The sequence below is a fragment of the Gilliamella sp. B14448G11 genome, assembly GCF_016101765.1.
Lineage (GTDB): Bacteria > Pseudomonadota > Gammaproteobacteria > Enterobacterales > Orbaceae > Gilliamella > Gilliamella apicola_N.
Genome location: NZ_JACFPX010000016.1, coordinates 19,210 through 37,411 on the forward strand (window position 1 = coordinate 19,210; position 18,202 = coordinate 37,411).

Sequence of the window (18,202 nt, forward strand, 5' to 3'; positions counted from 1 at the left end):
CCTGAAACTTTTTTACAAATTTCAGGTTGTTACTTTATTAGATATTTATGCCAATACCTTTTTCTTTTGCTTTAAGGTAAATATCATAACCAACATAAACATCAAGTACTGCTGTTCCAACTGTTTTAAATAAAGTAATTTGCTGCTCATTTTGGCGGCAAAGCTGTGGATTTAAAACTAAATCACCTAATTCTAAAAAATCATCTTTTGATATGAGTTTTTGTTCAATAGGATCAATGATATCACCCGCTTCGGCAAATACACCGTCTTTCGTATCAAGCACTCGAATATCGGATTTTTCTACAATATTACTTGGGATCTCGTGCATCTCTGGCATATATGCCCCTACTCCATTGATATGAGTTCCAGGCTTAACTAGATCACCATTAAAAGTCACTTCTTTTGATGTAGTGACAGAGGTAATGATATCCGCTTGATGAATATCTTCATCAAAATTTTCAGAAAAATACAGATTAGCAGAAAAACGTTCAAATCGTTTCTTCATTAACTCGGTAAATTGCTTACCTTTATTAGCATCCAGCCCAAAGATTGCCACATCGGTTAATGGACGAACGGTTAACATAGCCTCTAATTGTGAAGCCGCTTGCCCACCTGTGCCTATCAACACGGCTCGCTTAGAATCTTTACGAGCTAAAAGATCAGTTGCAGCACCTTGCACTGCGCCTGTTCTAAGTTGAGTGACAAAAGTACCATCCAAAATGGCGCAAACTTCACCTGTTTGTGGGTCTATCATCATGACTTGAGCCGGTACAGATGGTTTGCCTAATTTAGGATTATCTGGAAATACCGAAACTATTTTAATTCCTACAATATCGTTACCTTTTATATGAGCAGGCATAAACAAGCATTGTCCTTTTTGCATATCGAAATTGATACGTAATGGCACATCACTATTTCCTTGAGTATAAATTTTTAAGGCTTGTTTATCTGCAGCTATTGCCTCTGGCATGGTGTAGAATTTTTCAATATCTTTAGCTGTTAAAATTAGCATTTTGATTCCTTATTGATCTTTTCTATTTATTTACCTTTTTAGTATCTATAATCTATTTTTAAAATCAAGCAACGTTATCTTAACATATAACAATTTGTTTTATTTTATTTATTTTTTAGTTTTTACATTTCTTGTATATTTTAATTATTTTCACTATTATTACATGGTGTAATTTTACACGATACTTGAGAAATCAGATGTTATTTAAAATATTAAAATTTTTTTTAAAGATGTTATTCCATGTAAAAGTTCATGGGAATCTTAACAATTTAAAACAAGACAGATTGCTTATCACACCGAATCACGTTTCTTTTCTTGATGGTATTCTAATCGGCGTTTTTTTACCAGTAAGACCTGTTTTTGCTATCTACGCAGGTTATATCAACCATTGGTTAGTATGCCTAGCCAAACATTATGTAGATTTTGTGCCAATGGATCCAATTAGTCCTATGGCCATTAAACGTTTAGTTCGTGAAATTGAAAAAGGTCGTCCAATTGTTATTTTTCCAGAAGGAAGAATTACAGTAACAGGTTCCTTAATGAAAGTTTATGATGGCGCTGCTTTTGTCGCAGCTCGATCACAAGCAACCATTGTACCTGTCTGGATTGAAGGCGCTGAGTTTACCATAACCAGTCGCTTGAAAGGATTATTTAAACGTCACTTATTCCCTAAAATAACGATTCATGTGCTTGAGCCAACATCCATTCCTATGCCGGATGCACCTAAAGCTAGTGAAAGACGCTATATTGCCGGTGAAAAACTTCACCAAATAATGATGAATGCTCGCATGGGAAGTCGTCCTAAATTAACCCTTTTTGAAGCACTGCTTGAAGCTCAAGTACGCTACGGCGTAAAATCACGGATGGTACAAGATCCCACAACTAATGAAGCAACTTATCGCAATTTAATTAAACAAATTATTGGTATTAGCTGCATTCTTTCTAAATTTACTCAGAAAAAAGAACGTGTTGGAGTTCTACTACCTAATGCAACGATTACCGTTGCTACTATTTTTGGTTTATCGGTTAAAAACCGCATTCCAGCAATGCTCAACTATACCGCAGGAACAAAAGGTTTAACCTGCGCAATTACAGCTGCTGAAATCAAAACCATTATCACTTCACGTAAATTTATTCAAAAAGGAAAACTCGACTATTTACTTGAAGAAATCAAAGATGTTAAATGGTGTTTCTTAGAAGATTTACGCAGTAGTTTAACATTTACTGACAAACTTTACATTGCCGTTCACCAGTTTATACCACGTTTAGTTAAACAAGCTCAAACCAGTGATGACGAGGCGTTGGTATTATTTACATCCGGTTCTGAAGGTAATCCTAAAGGTGTTGTGCATAGCCATGCTAGCTTACTTGCCAATGTCGAGCAAATTCGAACCGTTATTGACCCAACACCCGCTGACCGCTTTATGTCTGCATTACCGCTATTCCACGCTTTTGGTATCACCGCTGGGCTATTTTTACCAATATTTTCCGGTAGCCGTACTTTCTTATATCCAAATCCTTTACATTATCGTATGGTGCCTGAAATAATTTATGACCAAAACTGTACCGTTTTATTTGGTACACCTACTTTCTTAGCCAATTATGCTCGTTATGCCCACCCTTATGATTTCATGCGCCTACGTTATGTGGTCGCTGGTGCGGAAAAACTATCTGACGCAGTACGTGAGCAATGGAAAGATAAATATGGTATTCGTATTCTAGAGGGTTATGGTGTTACAGAATGCGGACCGGTTGTGTCACTGAATGTTCCAATGGCATTTAAAGCTGGCACGGTAGGTCGATTATTACCGGGTATGACCTCAAAATTAATTCCAATTCCAGGTATTTCTGATGGTGGAGAATTACTCGTTAAGGGACCTAATGTTATGAAAGGGTACTTACGAGTAGAAAACCCAGGTAAATTGGAAGAACCAATCGCAACCAATGAACAAGGTCAACCCGAAAAAGGTTGGTATGATACCGGCGACATTGTTTCTATTGATAAGCAAGGTTTTTTAACAATCAAAGGACGGTTAAAACGATTTGCTAAAATTGCTGGTGAAATGGTTTCATTAGAAAGTGTTGAAGCTCTTGCTAAAAAAGTCGATTCTGAAGCTATGCACGGTGCAACAGTAAAAAGTGATGCAGCAAAAGGGGAAGCAATTGTATTATTTACTACATCGTCTGAGTTAAATCGCGAACAACTTAATCAAGCAGCTCAAGAACTGGGCATTCCAGCATTAGCTATACCGCGTGATATTCGTGTTGTTAAAGAGTTACCACTTCTTGGTACAGGTAAAATTGATTTTATTACCTTGAGAAAAATGGCTGACCAATAACTTAAGGATATCATATGAAACAACTGTCACTATTAAGCAAAGGCATGGTTGCGACCATGCTAGCGCAGTTTTTTTCAGCTTTTGCTGATAATGCAATCTTCTTTGCCATATTGGCATTCATAAAAAATTTACATTATCCAGAATGGAGCCAGTCAGCATTACAGATTGGTTTTGTTGTGCCTTTTATTATACTTTCCCCTTTTGTCGGTCAATTTGCTGATAGCATGTCCAAAGGAAAAGTTATGATGATTTCAAACGGTATAAAATTATTAGGTGCCGGTTGTATCTGTTTAAACTTAAGTCCATTTGTAGGCTATTTTTTAGTTGGTATTGGTGCTGCAGCATATTCTCCAGCAAAATATGGAATTTTGGGAGAACTTACCAGTGGTGATAATTTAGTAAAAGCTAATGGATTAATTGAAGCATCAACGATTGCTGCTATTCTGCTTGGGTCATTAGCAGGCGGACATATTGCCGATCTTAATGTAACTGCGGCGTTATTTGCGTGTGTATTTATGTATGGACTTGCTGTAATTGCTAACATTTTTATTCCTAAATTACCTGCTGCAAGACAAAATATTCAATGGCAATTTTTAAGTATGGTCAAAGATTTTGCCAATACGGTTAAAATAATATTTACCAACAGGCAAGTACTGTTTACATTATTAGGCACAAGTTTATTTTGGGGCGCAGGTATTACTTTACGTTTTCTGTTGATCAGTTGGGTTCCTGTCGTTTTAGATATTCACGATAATGCCACACCAACCAACCTTAATGCTATTGTTGCTATTGGTATTGTAATTGGTGCTGGACTGGCTAGTACATTTATCTCAATAAATAACACATTACGTTGTATTCCAGCAGGAATTATGATGGGAATTATGGTAATTGCTTTTACATTACAAGGTAATATTATTTCATCTTATATTTTGTTAGTTGTCATTGGGGCTTTAGGTGGCTTCTTTTTAGTACCTTTAAATGCTTTTATTCAAAAAATAGGTAAAGATTTAGTTGGTGCGGGCAGTGTGATTTCGGTACAAAACTTAAGTGAATACACTGCTATGATGGTAATGTTAGGACTTTACACTTTAGCTGTTGCTATGGATTTACCTGTTATAGCAATCGGTGTTGGTTTTGGCAGTTTATTTGCTGTTGTAATTTTATTGTTATGGTTAGGATTAAAAAAACATGCAAAAAATTAATCTTTCAGAGATGATAACCGAAAGTCGCAATCCTAATAGCGAACATATTGATAACTGTTCAACATTAGAGATACTTAACATTATCAATAATGAAGATAAACAAGTGGCGTTAGCTGTTGAAAAGGAACTTTGTAATATAGCTCAAGCAGTTGATGCTATCAGCCAAGCTTTTTTAAAACAAGGTCGATTAATTTATCTTGGTGCCGGTACCTCTGGTCGATTGGGTATTTTAGATGCCAGTGAGTGCCCACCTACTTATGGCTCACCACCGCAGCAGGTCATCGGCTTAATAGCTGGCGGAACACCAGCTATTTTTAAAGCAGTTGAAAACGCTGAAGATAATCCTAATCAAGCTATCAATGATTTAGCCAATATTGATTTTGGCACTAACGATATTTTAGTCGGTATTGCAGCTAGTGGGCGCACACCTTATGTAATAGGTGGTATGCAATATGCTAAATCACTGGGAGCAACAGTTATTAGTTTATGTTGTAATCCTAAGGCACCAATGATTAAATTAGCAGACATCGCTATTACCCCAATTGTTGGAGCCGAAGTGATCACGGGTTCATCAAGAATGAAAGCTGGCACTGCACAAAAGTTAGTACTCAATATGCTAACTACCGCAAGCATGATCAAAATTGGCAAAGTTTACGGCAATTTAATGGTTGATGTTGAAGCAACGAATGCCAAGCTCATTGAACGACAAATATCAATCGTTATGCAAGCTACCGATTGCAGTCGTGAAACAGCAATAGCTGCATTAAATAAATGCAATAAACATTGTAAAACAGCAATATTAATGATTCTTGCGGATATTGATGAGTTACAAGCAAAAAAAATATTGTTACAAAATAATGATTCTATTCGCAAAGCAATAAATAACCACCCTGCATAAATTGCTAAATAACACAAATTGGTATACCCAATTTGTGACTCAAGTCTAATTTTTCATTCACAGCATTTGAAATAACCATTTATAAAAACAATAATTTTGCTCTAATTTCAAATGTAACTATATTCATTAATTGATGGATTTTTTGAAAAACTAATTCAAATTTTATTTAAGTTTTATTTTATAAAAGGAAAATCTATGAAAAAATCATTACTAAAACTTAATATTGCCACGGTCTTAATTAGTCTATTAACTCTATCCCTCCCAACATTTGCGAGTAATCAAAATAATTTACATAACGTTGATAATCATCAAGCCAATATCAACCAAATTGCTGATGCCACTTTGGTTCAAACCCAATATGGTATGGTAAAAGGTCAATTTGATAAAATAAATAACGTTATTGTTTGGACGGGTATACCTTATGCCAAATCACCAACTGGTCAACTCCGATGGAAAAAATCCATTGATCCTGAACCGTGGGAAGGCGTATTAGATGCAACCCAAGCCAGCAAAGTCGCATTTCAAATTAAAGAAAATAAAGTTATTGGCTCAGATGACAGTCTAAATCTCAATATATATCGACCTAATAATAAATCGAATAATTTACCAGTACTGGTTTATATTCACGGCGGAAATAATCAAAATGGTAGAGCGGAGGAAATGACAGGAAATACCATGGTAAATGACATTGACGGTATTTTTGTCTCAATTAATTATCGTTTAGGACCATTGGGATTCAATCCACTTCCAGCCTTACAAACTGGAGATAAACTTGAAGATTCTGGAAATTATGCTCTACTTGATATTGCAAAATCCTTAGATTGGATAAAAGATAATATAACTAATTTTGGTGGAGACGCTAATAATATAACCGTATCTGGTTTTTCTGCGGGTGGGCGAGATGTAATGGCAATGTTAATCTCACCTATTTTCAAAGACAAATTCCAAAAGGCAATATCTTTTAGTGGTGGCATGACTATTGCGGATAAACAAGATAGCATAAAAGTATTTGCTAAGGCTATCGCTCCTCTTGTTGTTGAAGATAAAATAAAACCAACCCAAGAAGAAGCTTATAATTGGCTATTAACTAATCACTCTGATGTAAGAAATTATCTTTATAGTTTATCTTCACAACGACTAGTATCACTTATGGGAAATGCTGGAATAAGAATGAGCGTATTTCCACATTTATACAATGATGGATATGTCATTCCTAAAGACGGTTTTAATACTCATGAATATAATTCTGTGCCATTGATCATGTTAACTGGCACCGGCGAATTTTCATTATTCGCCCAAACATCCTCTTATTTTAGTGATGCTTTCAACAATGGTTTACCAACAGGCAAGAAACTTAAAGAATTTAATTTTACCAATAAATATGGGGGGCGTTTATATGACCTATTTAATGTAGCAGATTCTGCGCAGAAAATGGCTCCCTTTTATAAAGCCAAAATTTATGGGGTAGAAATAGAATTTGGTCAAGACACCAATAGTGTTGGTTCCCAAATGGCATTATTTGGTGCTTTTCATGGAGTTTTCTTACCATTATTGGATGCTAATTCACAAAATTATGATGGTTTCATTGGTAATGCGTACAAAACTCAAGGCGCCAAACAATTAAGTATGACATTCAAAAAATACCTTAATAATTTTATTCATTCAGGTGATCCTAATGGAACTAATTTGGTTTATTGGAATAATTGGACCGCTGACCATAGTAAGGCAAATAATGCCTATTTATACATGAACGCAGATAAAGTAAAAGCCATTGCGTATATGGGAGGCAAAAAGTTTACCTACAGTGATGTACTTAATGAAATGGATGTTGATCAATCAATTAATCAAGAAACGAAAAATATCATCATTTCTGAAGTTTTAAACGGTCGCTGGTTTAGTGCTGAACTTGATCAAAGGTATAAAAATAAATCATTATGGATTAAATAAGTTAAGTAATCTTATGCACAATATATTCTGTATTATCATTTGATAACCATATATTGTGCCTAATAAAGATCATAAAAAAGTTTACAAATCGATAAAATAAAATTGAGTAACCAATAATCTAAATATTTTTTCAAAAAAATTATAGCAATTATCCAAACATCAAGAAATTCTTAATTTTAGGGAAAAAATAAATTATTTATTTTTGACTATTGTGATTTTTTTCGATTATAACGAGATGTTTTTTAATAACATAATCTATTATCTATGTCACAACTTTTAACAAATGCAATGATTTAATAATAAAATTTATAATATAATAAATATATTCTTTGATGGAATAAATATGCAGTCAGATTTACACTAAAAAACCTTTGCTTTTTTTGCGTGGTAAAAGAGTGACATTTTTTTATTGTAGCAAATAACTGAATTAGTAATAATTTTTTAGAGTAATTTTATAACACATTTATATTATTCAATAATATAAAAATCCGGAGGAAATCATATGGTAGGAATTATCCTAGCTACTCATGGGGAGTTTGCTGAAGGTATTCTACAATCAGGATCGATGATCTTTGGAGAGCAAGAAAATGTTAAAGCCATTACCTTGCATCCTAGTGACAGTCCAGAAAGTTTAAAAGAACGAATGCAGGAAGCAATCGCAACATTTGACAATCAAGATGAAGTATTATTTTTAGTAGATTTATGGGGCGGCACACCTTTTAATCAGGCTAATAATTTGTGTGGCGAACACAGTAATTGGGCGATCGTTGCAGGTTTAAATCTTCCAATGCTTATTGAAGCTTACTCTTCACGTTTTTCAATGGAGACCGCCAAAGAAATTGCTGCTGCAATTATTGAACCAGCAAGAGAAGGGGTCAAAGCAACTGTTGATGCACCAAATCAAAATGCACCTGTAACCCAAGTATCTAACACAATTCCAGAAGGAACGGTACTTGGTGATGGCAAAATGAAAATTGTATTAGCGCGAGTTGATTCACGATTATTACATGGACAAGTCGCAACTGCTTGGACTAAATCAACCAATCCTAATCGTATAATTGTGGTTTCTGATTCCGTCGCTAAAGATGAATTAAGAAAAAAACTTATTCAAGAAGCCGCACCTCCTGGAGTTAAAGCAAACGTTGTACCAATTAAAAAAATTATTGAAGTATCGCGCGACCCTCGATTTGGCAATACTAAAGCCTTGCTCTTATTTGAAAACCCTCAAGATGTTTTACGCGCGATAGAAGGTGGTGTCGATATTGATGTTCTTAATATTGGCTCAATGGCACATTCTGTTGGTAAAGTCATGGTTAACAAAGTACTTTCAATGAATGCTGATGATGTTGATGCATTTGAAAAATTGAAAGCCAAAAACGTTAAATTTGATGTTCGCAAAGTACCAAATGATTCCAATAGTAATATGGATGATTTATTGAAAAAAGCGAAAGAAGAATTAGCTGAACAAAAAAATTAGTTTTATTTAAGGGGTTATATATTATGACATTATCAATTGTTGCTATCATATTAGTGATAGCTATTGCCTTTCTAGCCGGTATGGAAGGTATTTTAGATCAATTTCAATTTCACCAGCCACTTGTTGCATGTTCATTAATTGGACTTGTGACTGGCAATTTAGACGCGGGTGTAGTATTAGGTGGATCGTTACAAATGATTGCTTTAGGTTGGGCAAATATTGGGGCAGCCGTAGCACCTGATGCCGCACTCGCCGCCGTTGCATCATCGATTATTTTAGTTTTAGGTGGTCAAGGCGTTGCAGGCGTATCAACAGCTATTGCAGTAGCTATTCCACTTGCGGTTGCTGGATTATTTTTAACTATGATTGTGCGAACTATCGCCGTTCCATTAGTTCATATGATGGATGCCGCAGCAGAAGAAGGTAATATTCGTAAAATCGAATGGTTGCAAATTTTAGGTATCTGCTTGCAAGGTCTACGTATTGCCATTCCAGCAGCTGCGTTACTTTTCATTCCTGCAGAAACGGTAAGAGAAGCCTTAAATGCAATGCCTGAATGGTTAACAACCGGTATGGCTATTGGTGGTGGTATGGTTGTTGCAGTTGGTTATGCAATGGTAATAAACATGATGGCAAACCGTGAAGTATGGCCATTTTTCATTATTGGCTTCGTGGTTGCCGCTATATCACAATTAACATTAATTGCCCTTGGTGCGTTAGGAATTGCATTAGCACTGATATATCTCAATCTTTCAGAACGCGGCAATTCATCAAATGGCGGTAGTAAAGGTGATCCGCTTGATGATATTTTGAATGATTACTAAGAACTTGGAGAAGAAAATGACAGATAGAATTCAATTAAGCAAAAAAGATCGTTTAGCTGTTGCTTGGCGTTCAACTTTCCTTCAAGGTTCTTGGAACTATGAACGTATGCAAAATGGTGGTTGGGTTTATTCTATGATCCCTGCTATCAAAAAATTATATACCACGAAAGAAGACCGCTCAGCAGCGCTAAAACGTCATTTAGAGTTTTTTAATACGCATCCATATTTAGCATCACCTGTTTTAGGTGTAACGCTTGCTTTAGAAGAAGAGCGCGCCAACGGTGCCGCTGTTGATGATGTTGCCATTCAAGGGGTAAAAGTTGGGATGATGGGACCTTTAGCTGGGGTTGGTGATCCAGTGTTTTGGTTTACGGTACGACCAATGCTTGGTGCTCTTGGTGCTTCATTAGCGCTTAGTGGTAATATTATGGGTCCTATTTTATTCTTTGTATTATGGAATATTATTCGTTGGGGCTTTATGTGGTACACCCAAGAATTTGGTTATCGTACTGGATCGAAAATTACAGATAACCTATCAGGCGGTTTACTACAAAAAATTACTAAAGGTGCATCTATACTAGGGATGTTTGTACTTGCTGCTTTAGTACAAAGGTGGGTATCAATAAAATTCCAGCCCATTGTATCAACAGTCAAACTAGACAATGGTGCATTTATTGACTGGAATTCACTACCTGCGGGGGCTCAAGGTATCCAACAAGCATTACAACAAATGCAAAGTGGATTATCTCTTACTCAAGAAAAAGTCACCACATTACAAAATAACTTAGATCAATTGATACCTGGCCTTGTTCCGTTACTCTTAACATTCTTCTGTATGTGGTTATTACGTAAAAAAGTATCACCAATCATTATCATTGTTGGATTATTTTTAGTAGGTATCGCTGGTCATTTGATTGGTCTTTTATAAACTACTATTTTTGTAAAAATGTTTCAGGAAAGCATAACGTTTCAGTATAAAATTATGCTTTCTGTTAAACAGTCATTATCCTTTTCATCACACAATGTGACGAAAACACGGTGTGTATGAAAAGGATAGTGTTATCAATTCAACCTTAGTTATGGATAGGTAATAGATGGTTCAATCATTGAACACAAAAATTGATTTGACCGTGAAAGCAACCGCTTTTACTGGTTTATCTGAATATGGCAATATAATGATTGGTGATAAAGCATTTGAATTTTATCATCGGCGCGACCCTCGTAAATATATCCAAATTCCTTGGGATGAAGTAGATTATGTTATTGCATCCGTATTATTTGGTGGCAGATGGATTCCTCGTTATTCAATCCAAACAAAAAAAGACGGTACTTTCACCTTTGCCTCTGAAGATCCCAAAAAAACATTAAAAGCAATTCGTGTTTATATTGAGGGACAAAAAATGGTAAGGTCATTAGGTTTTTTTGATGTTTTAAAACGGGCTTTTATTCGTAAAAAAAAGAAAACACAATAGACCAGAAAATAAAACATCGTCAGTATTATTTTTATCCATTTATGACTAAATAAATTCAAAGCAAGCAATATCACGCCTAGCTTCAACAAACAGACATTGCACTTTTTTCTAGAAAGAGTATAATTTCGGGGCTTTGATTTTGTCCATGTTGGGCAAAAGAAAGATTATTTTTTAATTTAAGAGGATGTTATGGTAACTATTCGTTTAGCTCGTGGTGGCTCTAAAAAGCGCCCTTTTTATCAAGTAGTTGTCACTGATAGCCGTAACCCACGTGATGGTCGTTTTATTGAGCGCGTTGGCTTTTTTAATCCAATTGCACAAGGTAAAGCAGAAGAATTACGTTTAGATCTTGATCGCGTAAATCATTGGGTAGGTTTAGGTGCAACAGTTTCTGATCGTGTGAATGCATTGATCAAACAAGCACGAAAAGCTGCTTAATTGAGTAATAAATAGTAACTGTAATGATGAATACTGAGAATCTAATCGTTGTAGGTAAACTTGGTTCTAGCTATGGCATTCGTGGTTGGCTCAGGATTTTTTCGTTTACAGAATTTTCAGATAGCATTTTCGATTACACACCTTGGTATATCCAGCGCGCTGGCAAATGGCAAGAGGTAATCGTAGAAAGCTTCAAACCCCATAATCAGGATATGATTGTAAAACTCAAAGGCGTTGATGATCGTGATCAGGCCAATGCATTAACTAATTTTGAAGTGTATGTTGATGCTGAAAAATTTCCAGAACTTAACAATGGAGATTTTTATTGGAAAGATTTGATTGGCTGTCGAGTAAAAACAGTTAACGGTTATGATTTGGGTCAGGTTACTGACTTAATGGAAACTGGCTCGAATGATGTATTGGTGGTAAAAGCAAATCTAAAAGATGCATTTGGAGCAACAGAACGTTTAATTCCGTTTGTTGATGATCAATTTATAAAACAAGTTGATTTAACAGCAAAAACAATTGTGGTCGATTGGGATCCCGCTTTTTAATTGGTAAGGTAAGAATATGTGGATTGGCGTTATTAGCCTTTTTCCCGAAATGTTCCAAGCAATTACCTGTTATGGTGTGACTGGTCGAGCCGTAAAAAACGGACTGTTAACAGTAGAATATTGGAACCCGCGCGATTTTGCGCATGATAAACATAAGACTGTCGATGATAGGCCTTATGGCGGTGGTCCCGGCATGTTAATGATGGTACAACCACTACGCGATGCAATTCATGCAGCAAAAACAGTAGCAGGTAACGATACAAAAGTAATCTATCTTTCCCCACAAGGGCGCAAATTAAACCAACAAGGTGTTTGCGAGTTATCACAATATCAAAAATTGATTTTGATTTGTGGTCGATACGAAGGTATAGATGAACGCGTTATCCAAACTGAAATTGATGAAGAATGGTCAATTGGGGATTACGTGTTGAGTGGCGGTGAATTACCGGCGATGACGATGATTGATGCATTAGCAAGGTTTATTCCTGGCGTATTAAATCATGAATCATCAGCAGAAGAAGACTCTTTTGCTAACGGGTTACTTGATTGTCCACACTATACTCGACCTGAGGTGTTAGATGGAATGGCGGTGCCTGACGTATTAATGTCTGGTCACCATGAAGCGATTCGTCGCTGGCGATTAAAACAATCCCTAGGACGAACTTGGTTGAGAAGAGAAGATCTTCTTGAAAATCTAGCTCTGACTGATGAAGAGCAATGTTTACTTACTGAATTCCAACGTGAATATCGTGATGAACAGAGCCATTAATATTTCAGTATAACTAGTAAGAGACAAAATTATGAAAAATGCAATTATTCAGCAATTAGAACAAGAACAAATGAAAAAAGACATCCCGTCTTTTCGTCCGGGTGATACGGTTGAAGTAAAAGTATGGGTTGTTGAAGGTAACAAAAAACGTCTTCAAGCTTATGAAGGTGTAGTTGTAGCAATTCGTAATCGTGGTTTACATTCTGCATTTACAGTACGTAAAATTTCGAATGGCGAAGGTGTTGAACGAGTATTCCAAACTCACTCACCAATTGTTGATTCAATTACTGTGAAACGTCGTGGTCAAGTACGTCAAGCTAAACTTTACTACTTACGCGAACTTCGTGGTAAAGCAGCGCGTATCAAAGAACGCCTTAACTAATTCAAATTGGTTAATATTTAATAAACTGATTAAATATATCCAATTAAATATGGTCACCTTTATGGTGACCGTTTTTATGTATGTAGTAAAAGTTCATTCCCGCCAACAATCGTTGACAAAATTCAAGCAATATCTAGATCAAATAAAGGTAACATTATGGATAACTATCTTGTTGCGATTCTTGCCACTACAACCAAGTTATTCGCATTAATGACACCACCAGCAGTGCTAAGTGCATTCTTAAGTGGTACTAAACAAAATGATGAACCACAGCGTCGAAAAATTGCACTTAAAACATCGTGTGCGGTGTTCATTATTGGCATTGTGTTGTTCTTTTTTGGTAATACTATGTTTAGTGTTTTCGGTTTTACCCTAGATGCATTCCGTATCGGTTCTGGCGCGTTACTGTTTATCACTGCAGTAGCACTGATGAATGACTCTCCAGATAAAAATAAAATTAGTAGTGATGAGGATATTAGTGTTGTACCGCTTGCAATTCCTCTTTGCATGGGTCCTGCTTCTATCGGTACAATTATTGTTATGGGAACAAGTTCAGTGGGTTTTGCTGCCAATATGGTTGGTGCAGTTTCATTGTTTATTGCTTCTTCGGGCATTTATGCCATGCTTTTATGTGCAAAAAGTATTGCAAAAGTATTAAAAAATACCGGTATTGCTATTTTATCAAAACTAACTGGACTACTAATATCGGCAATTGCTGCACAAGTAGTTTTCACTGGCATATCGGCTTTTCTAAAATAGCCAACCTTTATTGACAAATTTTTGTTACGTTATTATGTAAAATAGCGTAACAATTGAATTTGATACCTTATTTAAGATTAATTTATGAGTATTTATCCATTAATTGAATATAAATAATCTTAGTTATTGAGAATTAAATTGCGTTTTTTATTGTAGTAATAAGAAGCTAGAATAATGATAATTAAGACAACTTCTGACAATAAAATAAAATGACCCGACTCACCAAACCATACACCAACAATAATCACAATATTAACCATAATTGAAATCGCTGCTAACCATGGAAATAATGGTGATTTAAATTTAATCATCTCTTTAGGATACTTACCACTATTAACGCCTTTACGAAATTGATACTGACACCAAGCGATAATAATCCACGCAAAACAACCTACTTGTCCTGTACCTGCAACTAAATAGAGATAGAGCTTTTCAGCAGCAATATATTTAGAAAATAATGAAACTAAAGCAATAATTGCAATGAATAAGATGCCTTTAGTGGGGACTCCTCGTTTATTGACATCTGAAAAATATTTAGGCGCTAAATTATCCTGTGCCATTGACCATAACATACGTGAACTGGCATAAATAGCTGAGTTGGCCGCCGATATCGCAGCACAAAAAATAACAAACAACATCATGTAAGAAGCAAAAGTAATACCCGCTTTATTAAATACCCAAACAAAAGGGCTAATTTCATCATGTACGGTTCCATATGGATAAACTAATGCTAAAACCGCAATGGCTAATACATAGAACAGAATAATTCTAAATGCGACACCTGTAATAATTTTAGGTAATACTGTTTGGGGTGACTCAGCTTCACCTGCTGCACTACCAATTAATTCAACGCCTTGAAACGAATACGTCACAATGGTCATACATACAAAAATCGATAAAAAACCGTTAGGAAACCAGCCATGTTCTGTCTTAAAAGTAGGTAATATATGAGTTTGAGTATATTGCTGATACAGAAGATAAATGCCAATACCAATAAAGGCTATAATTGCCAGCACTTTAATGGTTGAAAACCAATACTCACTTTCACCAAAAGCACGCACAGAAGTTAGATGAACTGAGGTTATAACAACTAAAATCAATAAGCTAAAAAGATAAATAGGAATAGCAGGAAAAAATTGGTGGGCAATCATAGAAGCGGCTGTTAAATCTGCTGCCATAGACAGAACCCAACTAAGCCAATATAACCAACCAATGGTATAACTCCAAATCGGATTTGGAATAAACATTAATGCATAATGTTGAAAAGAGCCAGCATGTGGAAATGCACAAGAAAGCTCACCTAAACATAACATTGTTGCTAACATTATGCTACCAGCCATTAAATAAGCGATGATAGTCCCCAATGGCCCTACCGTTGTTAATGGTGCAGCGATACCAATAAATAAACCGGTACCAATCGATCCCCCTAACGAAATCATTAGCAGATGACGATTTTTAAGATTCTTTTTTAAATTACTGGGATTTTGGCTTTGTTGTGATGCTGATGTTGCCATGTATAAACCGCCTAATCATTGATAAAAACTGCTGGTTACCCAGCAGTTAACACAAATTAATAGATAAACCGTTTTTCTACACCACTAGTTTGACAAGCCATTAGCAAGGCAGTGTAATCAAGCTCAAATCCAATCATATCACCGACTTTAAGAGTTTGAGTCACATCTTCAATATCGACTAATGTATGATCACTGGTTTGACCAAGTACAGTAATGTTATCATCGATCGGCACACAGCTTTCAGCCGGTACATCTTGACGTCCAAAAGCAAGCAGCGCTCGTTTACGTACGCCATGATCGACAAACGTTTTACTATTTAGAAAAGCATCTACCCCTAACTCACCAACTGGAACGGTTGGTTTACTATTAAGCTCAATAATTTGTGCATATAATTTATACATATCACTACAAGCTTTTTCTACAGGTTTATTTGAGTGATGAAATTCATCAAGATATTTCATATCTACATACTCAATACCAAACTCATGTAAACCACCAATCCGGATGTGATTTAGTCCTTCAGGCCAGATACCCTTATCTAATAAATGATAACTAGTACAATTACCGGCTGATAAATATTGTATTTTAATATTGCAAGCTTTTTCTACTTTACGCGCAATTTCTAAAAAGTCTACTCCATTTTTAACTGTCGGTAGCACAGTACCGTAACAGTTAAAATTGGTGCCAAGCCCATAAAGCTCAACACCCGGTAAAGATAAAATGAGTTTGACCGTATCAATAATTTCATCAATATGTTCAAACCAAATACCTTCGCGTAAATCACCCATATCAACCATTAATAAAACTTGGTGAACCTTTTGTTGCTTGACGGCTTCGTCTGAAAGTGCTTGAATCACCGTTTTTTCACTGTTTAAGCTAATATCTGCATATTTAACTACTTCACTAATTTCGCTTAAACAAGGACTACGTAACAGGCAGGTTTTACACCCTAAAGCATCTTTTAATTTTTTCAAATTATAGGTTCTTGATTCAGCAATAACATCAATACCGCCATCTAGAACTGCTTTTGCAGTTTCAACACAACCATCAAACACTTTATTAACTGCCATTACTTCAATGCCGTGTTTAGCAAGTAACTCTTTTTCAACACGTGCATTGTCCTTTAATTTTCCTAAATCAATTTCCAATACAGGTTTGTACATAATTTACTCCTCTATATCTTATTGCTGTTGCAAGCGATTACGTTTTTGTGCGCGATGATATATCCATTCAGCTAACACAATTGCAAGCACTGCACCACCAACAATTTTCGCGATATACTCAACATAACCACCCATATCGATTTGTGCTGGTGGAATAAACACTAAGATCACCGCAAATAGCGTAGATAAGAAGCCTAAACCAGGTAAAACAATTGGTAATACTTTACCAGGGATCTTAAAGCTACGTGGTACATCTGGTTGAGTAATACGTAAGCGATAGTACGCAATAAACATCACTAAATAAGGAATAAAGTAACAAATGGTTGTTAATGCGGTTAACATCCAATAGGCAGCAGCAATACTTGGTGATACGAACGTTGAGAAACAAAGTACGGTCACAATGATTGCTTGGATAACTAAAGCAAATGCTGGTGTTTGATACACAGGATGTAAACGACCAATGCGTTCACCAAGCAAATTATCTTCTTTAGATGCTTCTTGTAACATATAGATAGGACCAACTAACCATGAGTTAATTTGACCTAATGCACCAAAGAATAAACAGATTGCCATTACTGGTAATAACCAAGGCATATGTAGCTCTTTAGCAGCAGCCTCCATTGCTTGCATTACACCGGCAACAATATCAGTATCGGCAGCAGGTAATAAGGTATTAATTGCCCAAGTACCAATCATATAGATACCAACGATAACAATTGCAGATACAGCCATCGCTTTAGGGAAGTCACGTTGTGGATCACGAGTACGACCAGCAATCATTGGTGCAACTTCAAGTCCAGCAAAAGCAAACATCATGCTTGATAAAAAGACAATTGTATCCCAGCTACTTAAATCTGGAATCCAATCACTAACATGACTATAGTCAGTTGCCATTGGGTGACCTGTCATCAACCAGACAATTGCTAATAATACAATGATAGCAGCAGGAATAAATACCCCTAACCATGCACTAACACTGTTTATGATTTTAGTCCATTTCATACCTTTGATATTCATTAATGTTAAAATCCAAAATACCACCATGGAACCAACACCAATAAACACCTGATTTTGGGCTAACTCGGCACTAAACATGTAACCAATTGCAGTAAATCCAAATTGTAACATTAATGGGAAGAATAGAACGCATGAGAATAAGAAACAAACGACCACTATCCAGCCAACTCGTTTACCAAACGCCTCTTTTACCCAAACAAAAATCCCCCCATCTTTTGGCCAACCAGTAGAAAGTTCACCACAAACCATCGCTAAAGGGAAAAACAAACAAAATGCAGCAAGAAGCCAAAGCACCATTGCTGACGCTCCGTAAGGAGCAACATTAGGAATTTGACGTAAACTTAGTATGGCTATGACATTCATAAATACAATGTCTTTAATACCAAGTAAACTTGAATCTTTAGAATCACTCATAATAACCTCACATTATAATAT

General features: G+C 35.9%; 16 protein-coding genes and 2 pseudogenes. 14 read left to right on the forward strand and 4 right to left on the reverse strand.

The genetic code is table 11. The annotated features are described in order from the left end of the window. Window positions 1-37: 37 nt before the first annotated feature. Complete coding sequence (locus H3S88_RS10280) at window positions 38-1,012, reverse strand: hypothetical protein (RefSeq protein WP_198228664.1); 975 nt, start codon at window positions 1,010-1,012, stop codon at window positions 38-40. A gap of 197 nt (window positions 1,013-1,209) precedes the next feature. On the opposite strand from H3S88_RS10280, the gene aas reads away from it, so the two are divergent. From aas to H3S88_RS10345, 14 genes and pseudogenes are all read left to right on the forward strand, one after another. Beyond that, the gene (gene aas, locus H3S88_RS10285) at window positions 1,210-3,351 is read left to right on the forward strand and encodes a bifunctional acyl-ACP--phospholipid O-acyltransferase/long-chain-fatty-acid--ACP ligase (protein ID WP_198228665.1); all 2,142 of its coding nucleotides are present in this window, start codon (window positions 1,210-1,212) and stop codon (window positions 3,349-3,351) included. A gap of 14 nt (window positions 3,352-3,365) precedes the next feature. Then, window positions 3,366-4,553 (forward strand): lysophospholipid transporter LplT, encoded by a 1,188-nt coding sequence (gene lplT, locus H3S88_RS10290; protein WP_198228666.1) that lies wholly within the window; start codon window positions 3,366-3,368, stop codon window positions 4,551-4,553. Continuing rightward, window positions 4,540-5,451, forward strand: coding sequence for an N-acetylmuramic acid 6-phosphate etherase (murQ, locus tag H3S88_RS10295; RefSeq protein ID WP_232352551.1), 912 nt, complete (start codon window positions 4,540-4,542; stop codon window positions 5,449-5,451). The genes lplT and murQ overlap by 14 nt, the downstream gene beginning before the upstream one ends. A gap of 195 nt (window positions 5,452-5,646) precedes the next feature. Continuing rightward, window positions 5,647-7,398 carry a carboxylesterase family protein gene (locus H3S88_RS10300; protein WP_198228667.1) on the forward strand — a complete coding sequence of 584 codons (1,752 nt, stop codon included), beginning with the start codon at window positions 5,647-5,649 and terminating at the stop codon, window positions 7,396-7,398. A 502-nt stretch (window positions 7,399-7,900) separates the two neighbouring features. Then, window positions 7,901-8,281: pseudogene (locus tag H3S88_RS13575) on the forward strand (PTS sugar transporter subunit IIA); the annotation flags it as partial. Window positions 8,282-8,332: 51 nt separating this feature from the next. Next, a pseudogene (locus H3S88_RS13580) lies at window positions 8,333-8,875 on the forward strand (PTS system mannose/fructose/N-acetylgalactosamine-transporter subunit IIB); the annotation flags it as partial. Window positions 8,876-8,898: 23 nt separating this feature from the next. Further along, window positions 8,899-9,699: a PTS mannose/fructose/sorbose transporter subunit IIC gene (locus H3S88_RS10310; RefSeq protein ID WP_144091268.1), complete on the forward strand. Its 801-nt coding sequence runs from the start codon at window positions 8,899-8,901 to the stop codon at window positions 9,697-9,699. 16 nt (window positions 9,700-9,715) lie between these two features. Next, window positions 9,716-10,627 (forward strand): PTS system mannose/fructose/sorbose family transporter subunit IID, encoded by a 912-nt coding sequence (locus H3S88_RS10315; RefSeq protein WP_198228669.1) that lies wholly within the window; start codon window positions 9,716-9,718, stop codon window positions 10,625-10,627. 166 nt (window positions 10,628-10,793) lie between these two features. Continuing rightward, window positions 10,794-11,171 carry a DUF956 family protein gene (locus H3S88_RS10320; protein ID WP_039126675.1) on the forward strand — a complete coding sequence of 126 codons (378 nt, stop codon included), beginning with the start codon at window positions 10,794-10,796 and terminating at the stop codon, window positions 11,169-11,171. 189 nt (window positions 11,172-11,360) lie between these two features. Further along, window positions 11,361-11,609, forward strand: coding sequence for a 30S ribosomal protein S16 (gene rpsP / locus H3S88_RS10325; protein ID WP_039126678.1), 249 nt, complete (start codon window positions 11,361-11,363; stop codon window positions 11,607-11,609). Window positions 11,610-11,632: 23 nt separating this feature from the next. Next, entirely contained in the window at window positions 11,633-12,163 is a 531-nt protein-coding gene (gene rimM, locus H3S88_RS10330; RefSeq protein ID WP_039126681.1) for a ribosome maturation factor RimM, read from the forward strand. A 16-nt stretch (window positions 12,164-12,179) separates the two neighbouring features. Then, window positions 12,180-12,932, forward strand: coding sequence for a tRNA (guanosine(37)-N1)-methyltransferase TrmD (trmD, locus tag H3S88_RS10335; protein WP_039126684.1), 753 nt, complete (start codon window positions 12,180-12,182; stop codon window positions 12,930-12,932). 31 nt (window positions 12,933-12,963) lie between these two features. Continuing rightward, window positions 12,964-13,314 carry a 50S ribosomal protein L19 gene (gene rplS, locus H3S88_RS10340; protein WP_025314641.1) on the forward strand — a complete coding sequence of 117 codons (351 nt, stop codon included), beginning with the start codon at window positions 12,964-12,966 and terminating at the stop codon, window positions 13,312-13,314. A 156-nt stretch (window positions 13,315-13,470) separates the two neighbouring features. Then, window positions 13,471-14,073 (forward strand): MarC family protein, encoded by a 603-nt coding sequence (locus tag H3S88_RS10345; RefSeq protein ID WP_039126690.1) that lies wholly within the window; start codon window positions 13,471-13,473, stop codon window positions 14,071-14,073. A gap of 119 nt (window positions 14,074-14,192) precedes the next feature. On the opposite strand, the gene H3S88_RS10350 is transcribed toward H3S88_RS10345, so the two are convergent. From H3S88_RS10350 to H3S88_RS10360, 3 genes are read right to left on the reverse strand one after another with little or no spacing between them, the layout of a single operon-like run. Further along, complete coding sequence (locus tag H3S88_RS10350; protein WP_198228670.1) at window positions 14,193-15,587, reverse strand: amino acid permease; 1,395 nt, start codon at window positions 15,585-15,587, stop codon at window positions 14,193-14,195. A 56-nt stretch (window positions 15,588-15,643) separates the two neighbouring features. Beyond that, complete coding sequence (locus H3S88_RS10355; RefSeq protein WP_039126693.1) at window positions 15,644-16,750, reverse strand: alanine/ornithine racemase family PLP-dependent enzyme; 1,107 nt, start codon at window positions 16,748-16,750, stop codon at window positions 15,644-15,646. Between the two features lie 18 nt (window positions 16,751-16,768). Beyond that, a complete protein-coding gene (locus H3S88_RS10360; protein ID WP_039126697.1) occupies window positions 16,769-18,181 on the reverse strand; it encodes an APC family permease in 1,413 nt (470 codons plus the stop codon). Window positions 18,182-18,202: the final 21 nt, after the last annotated feature.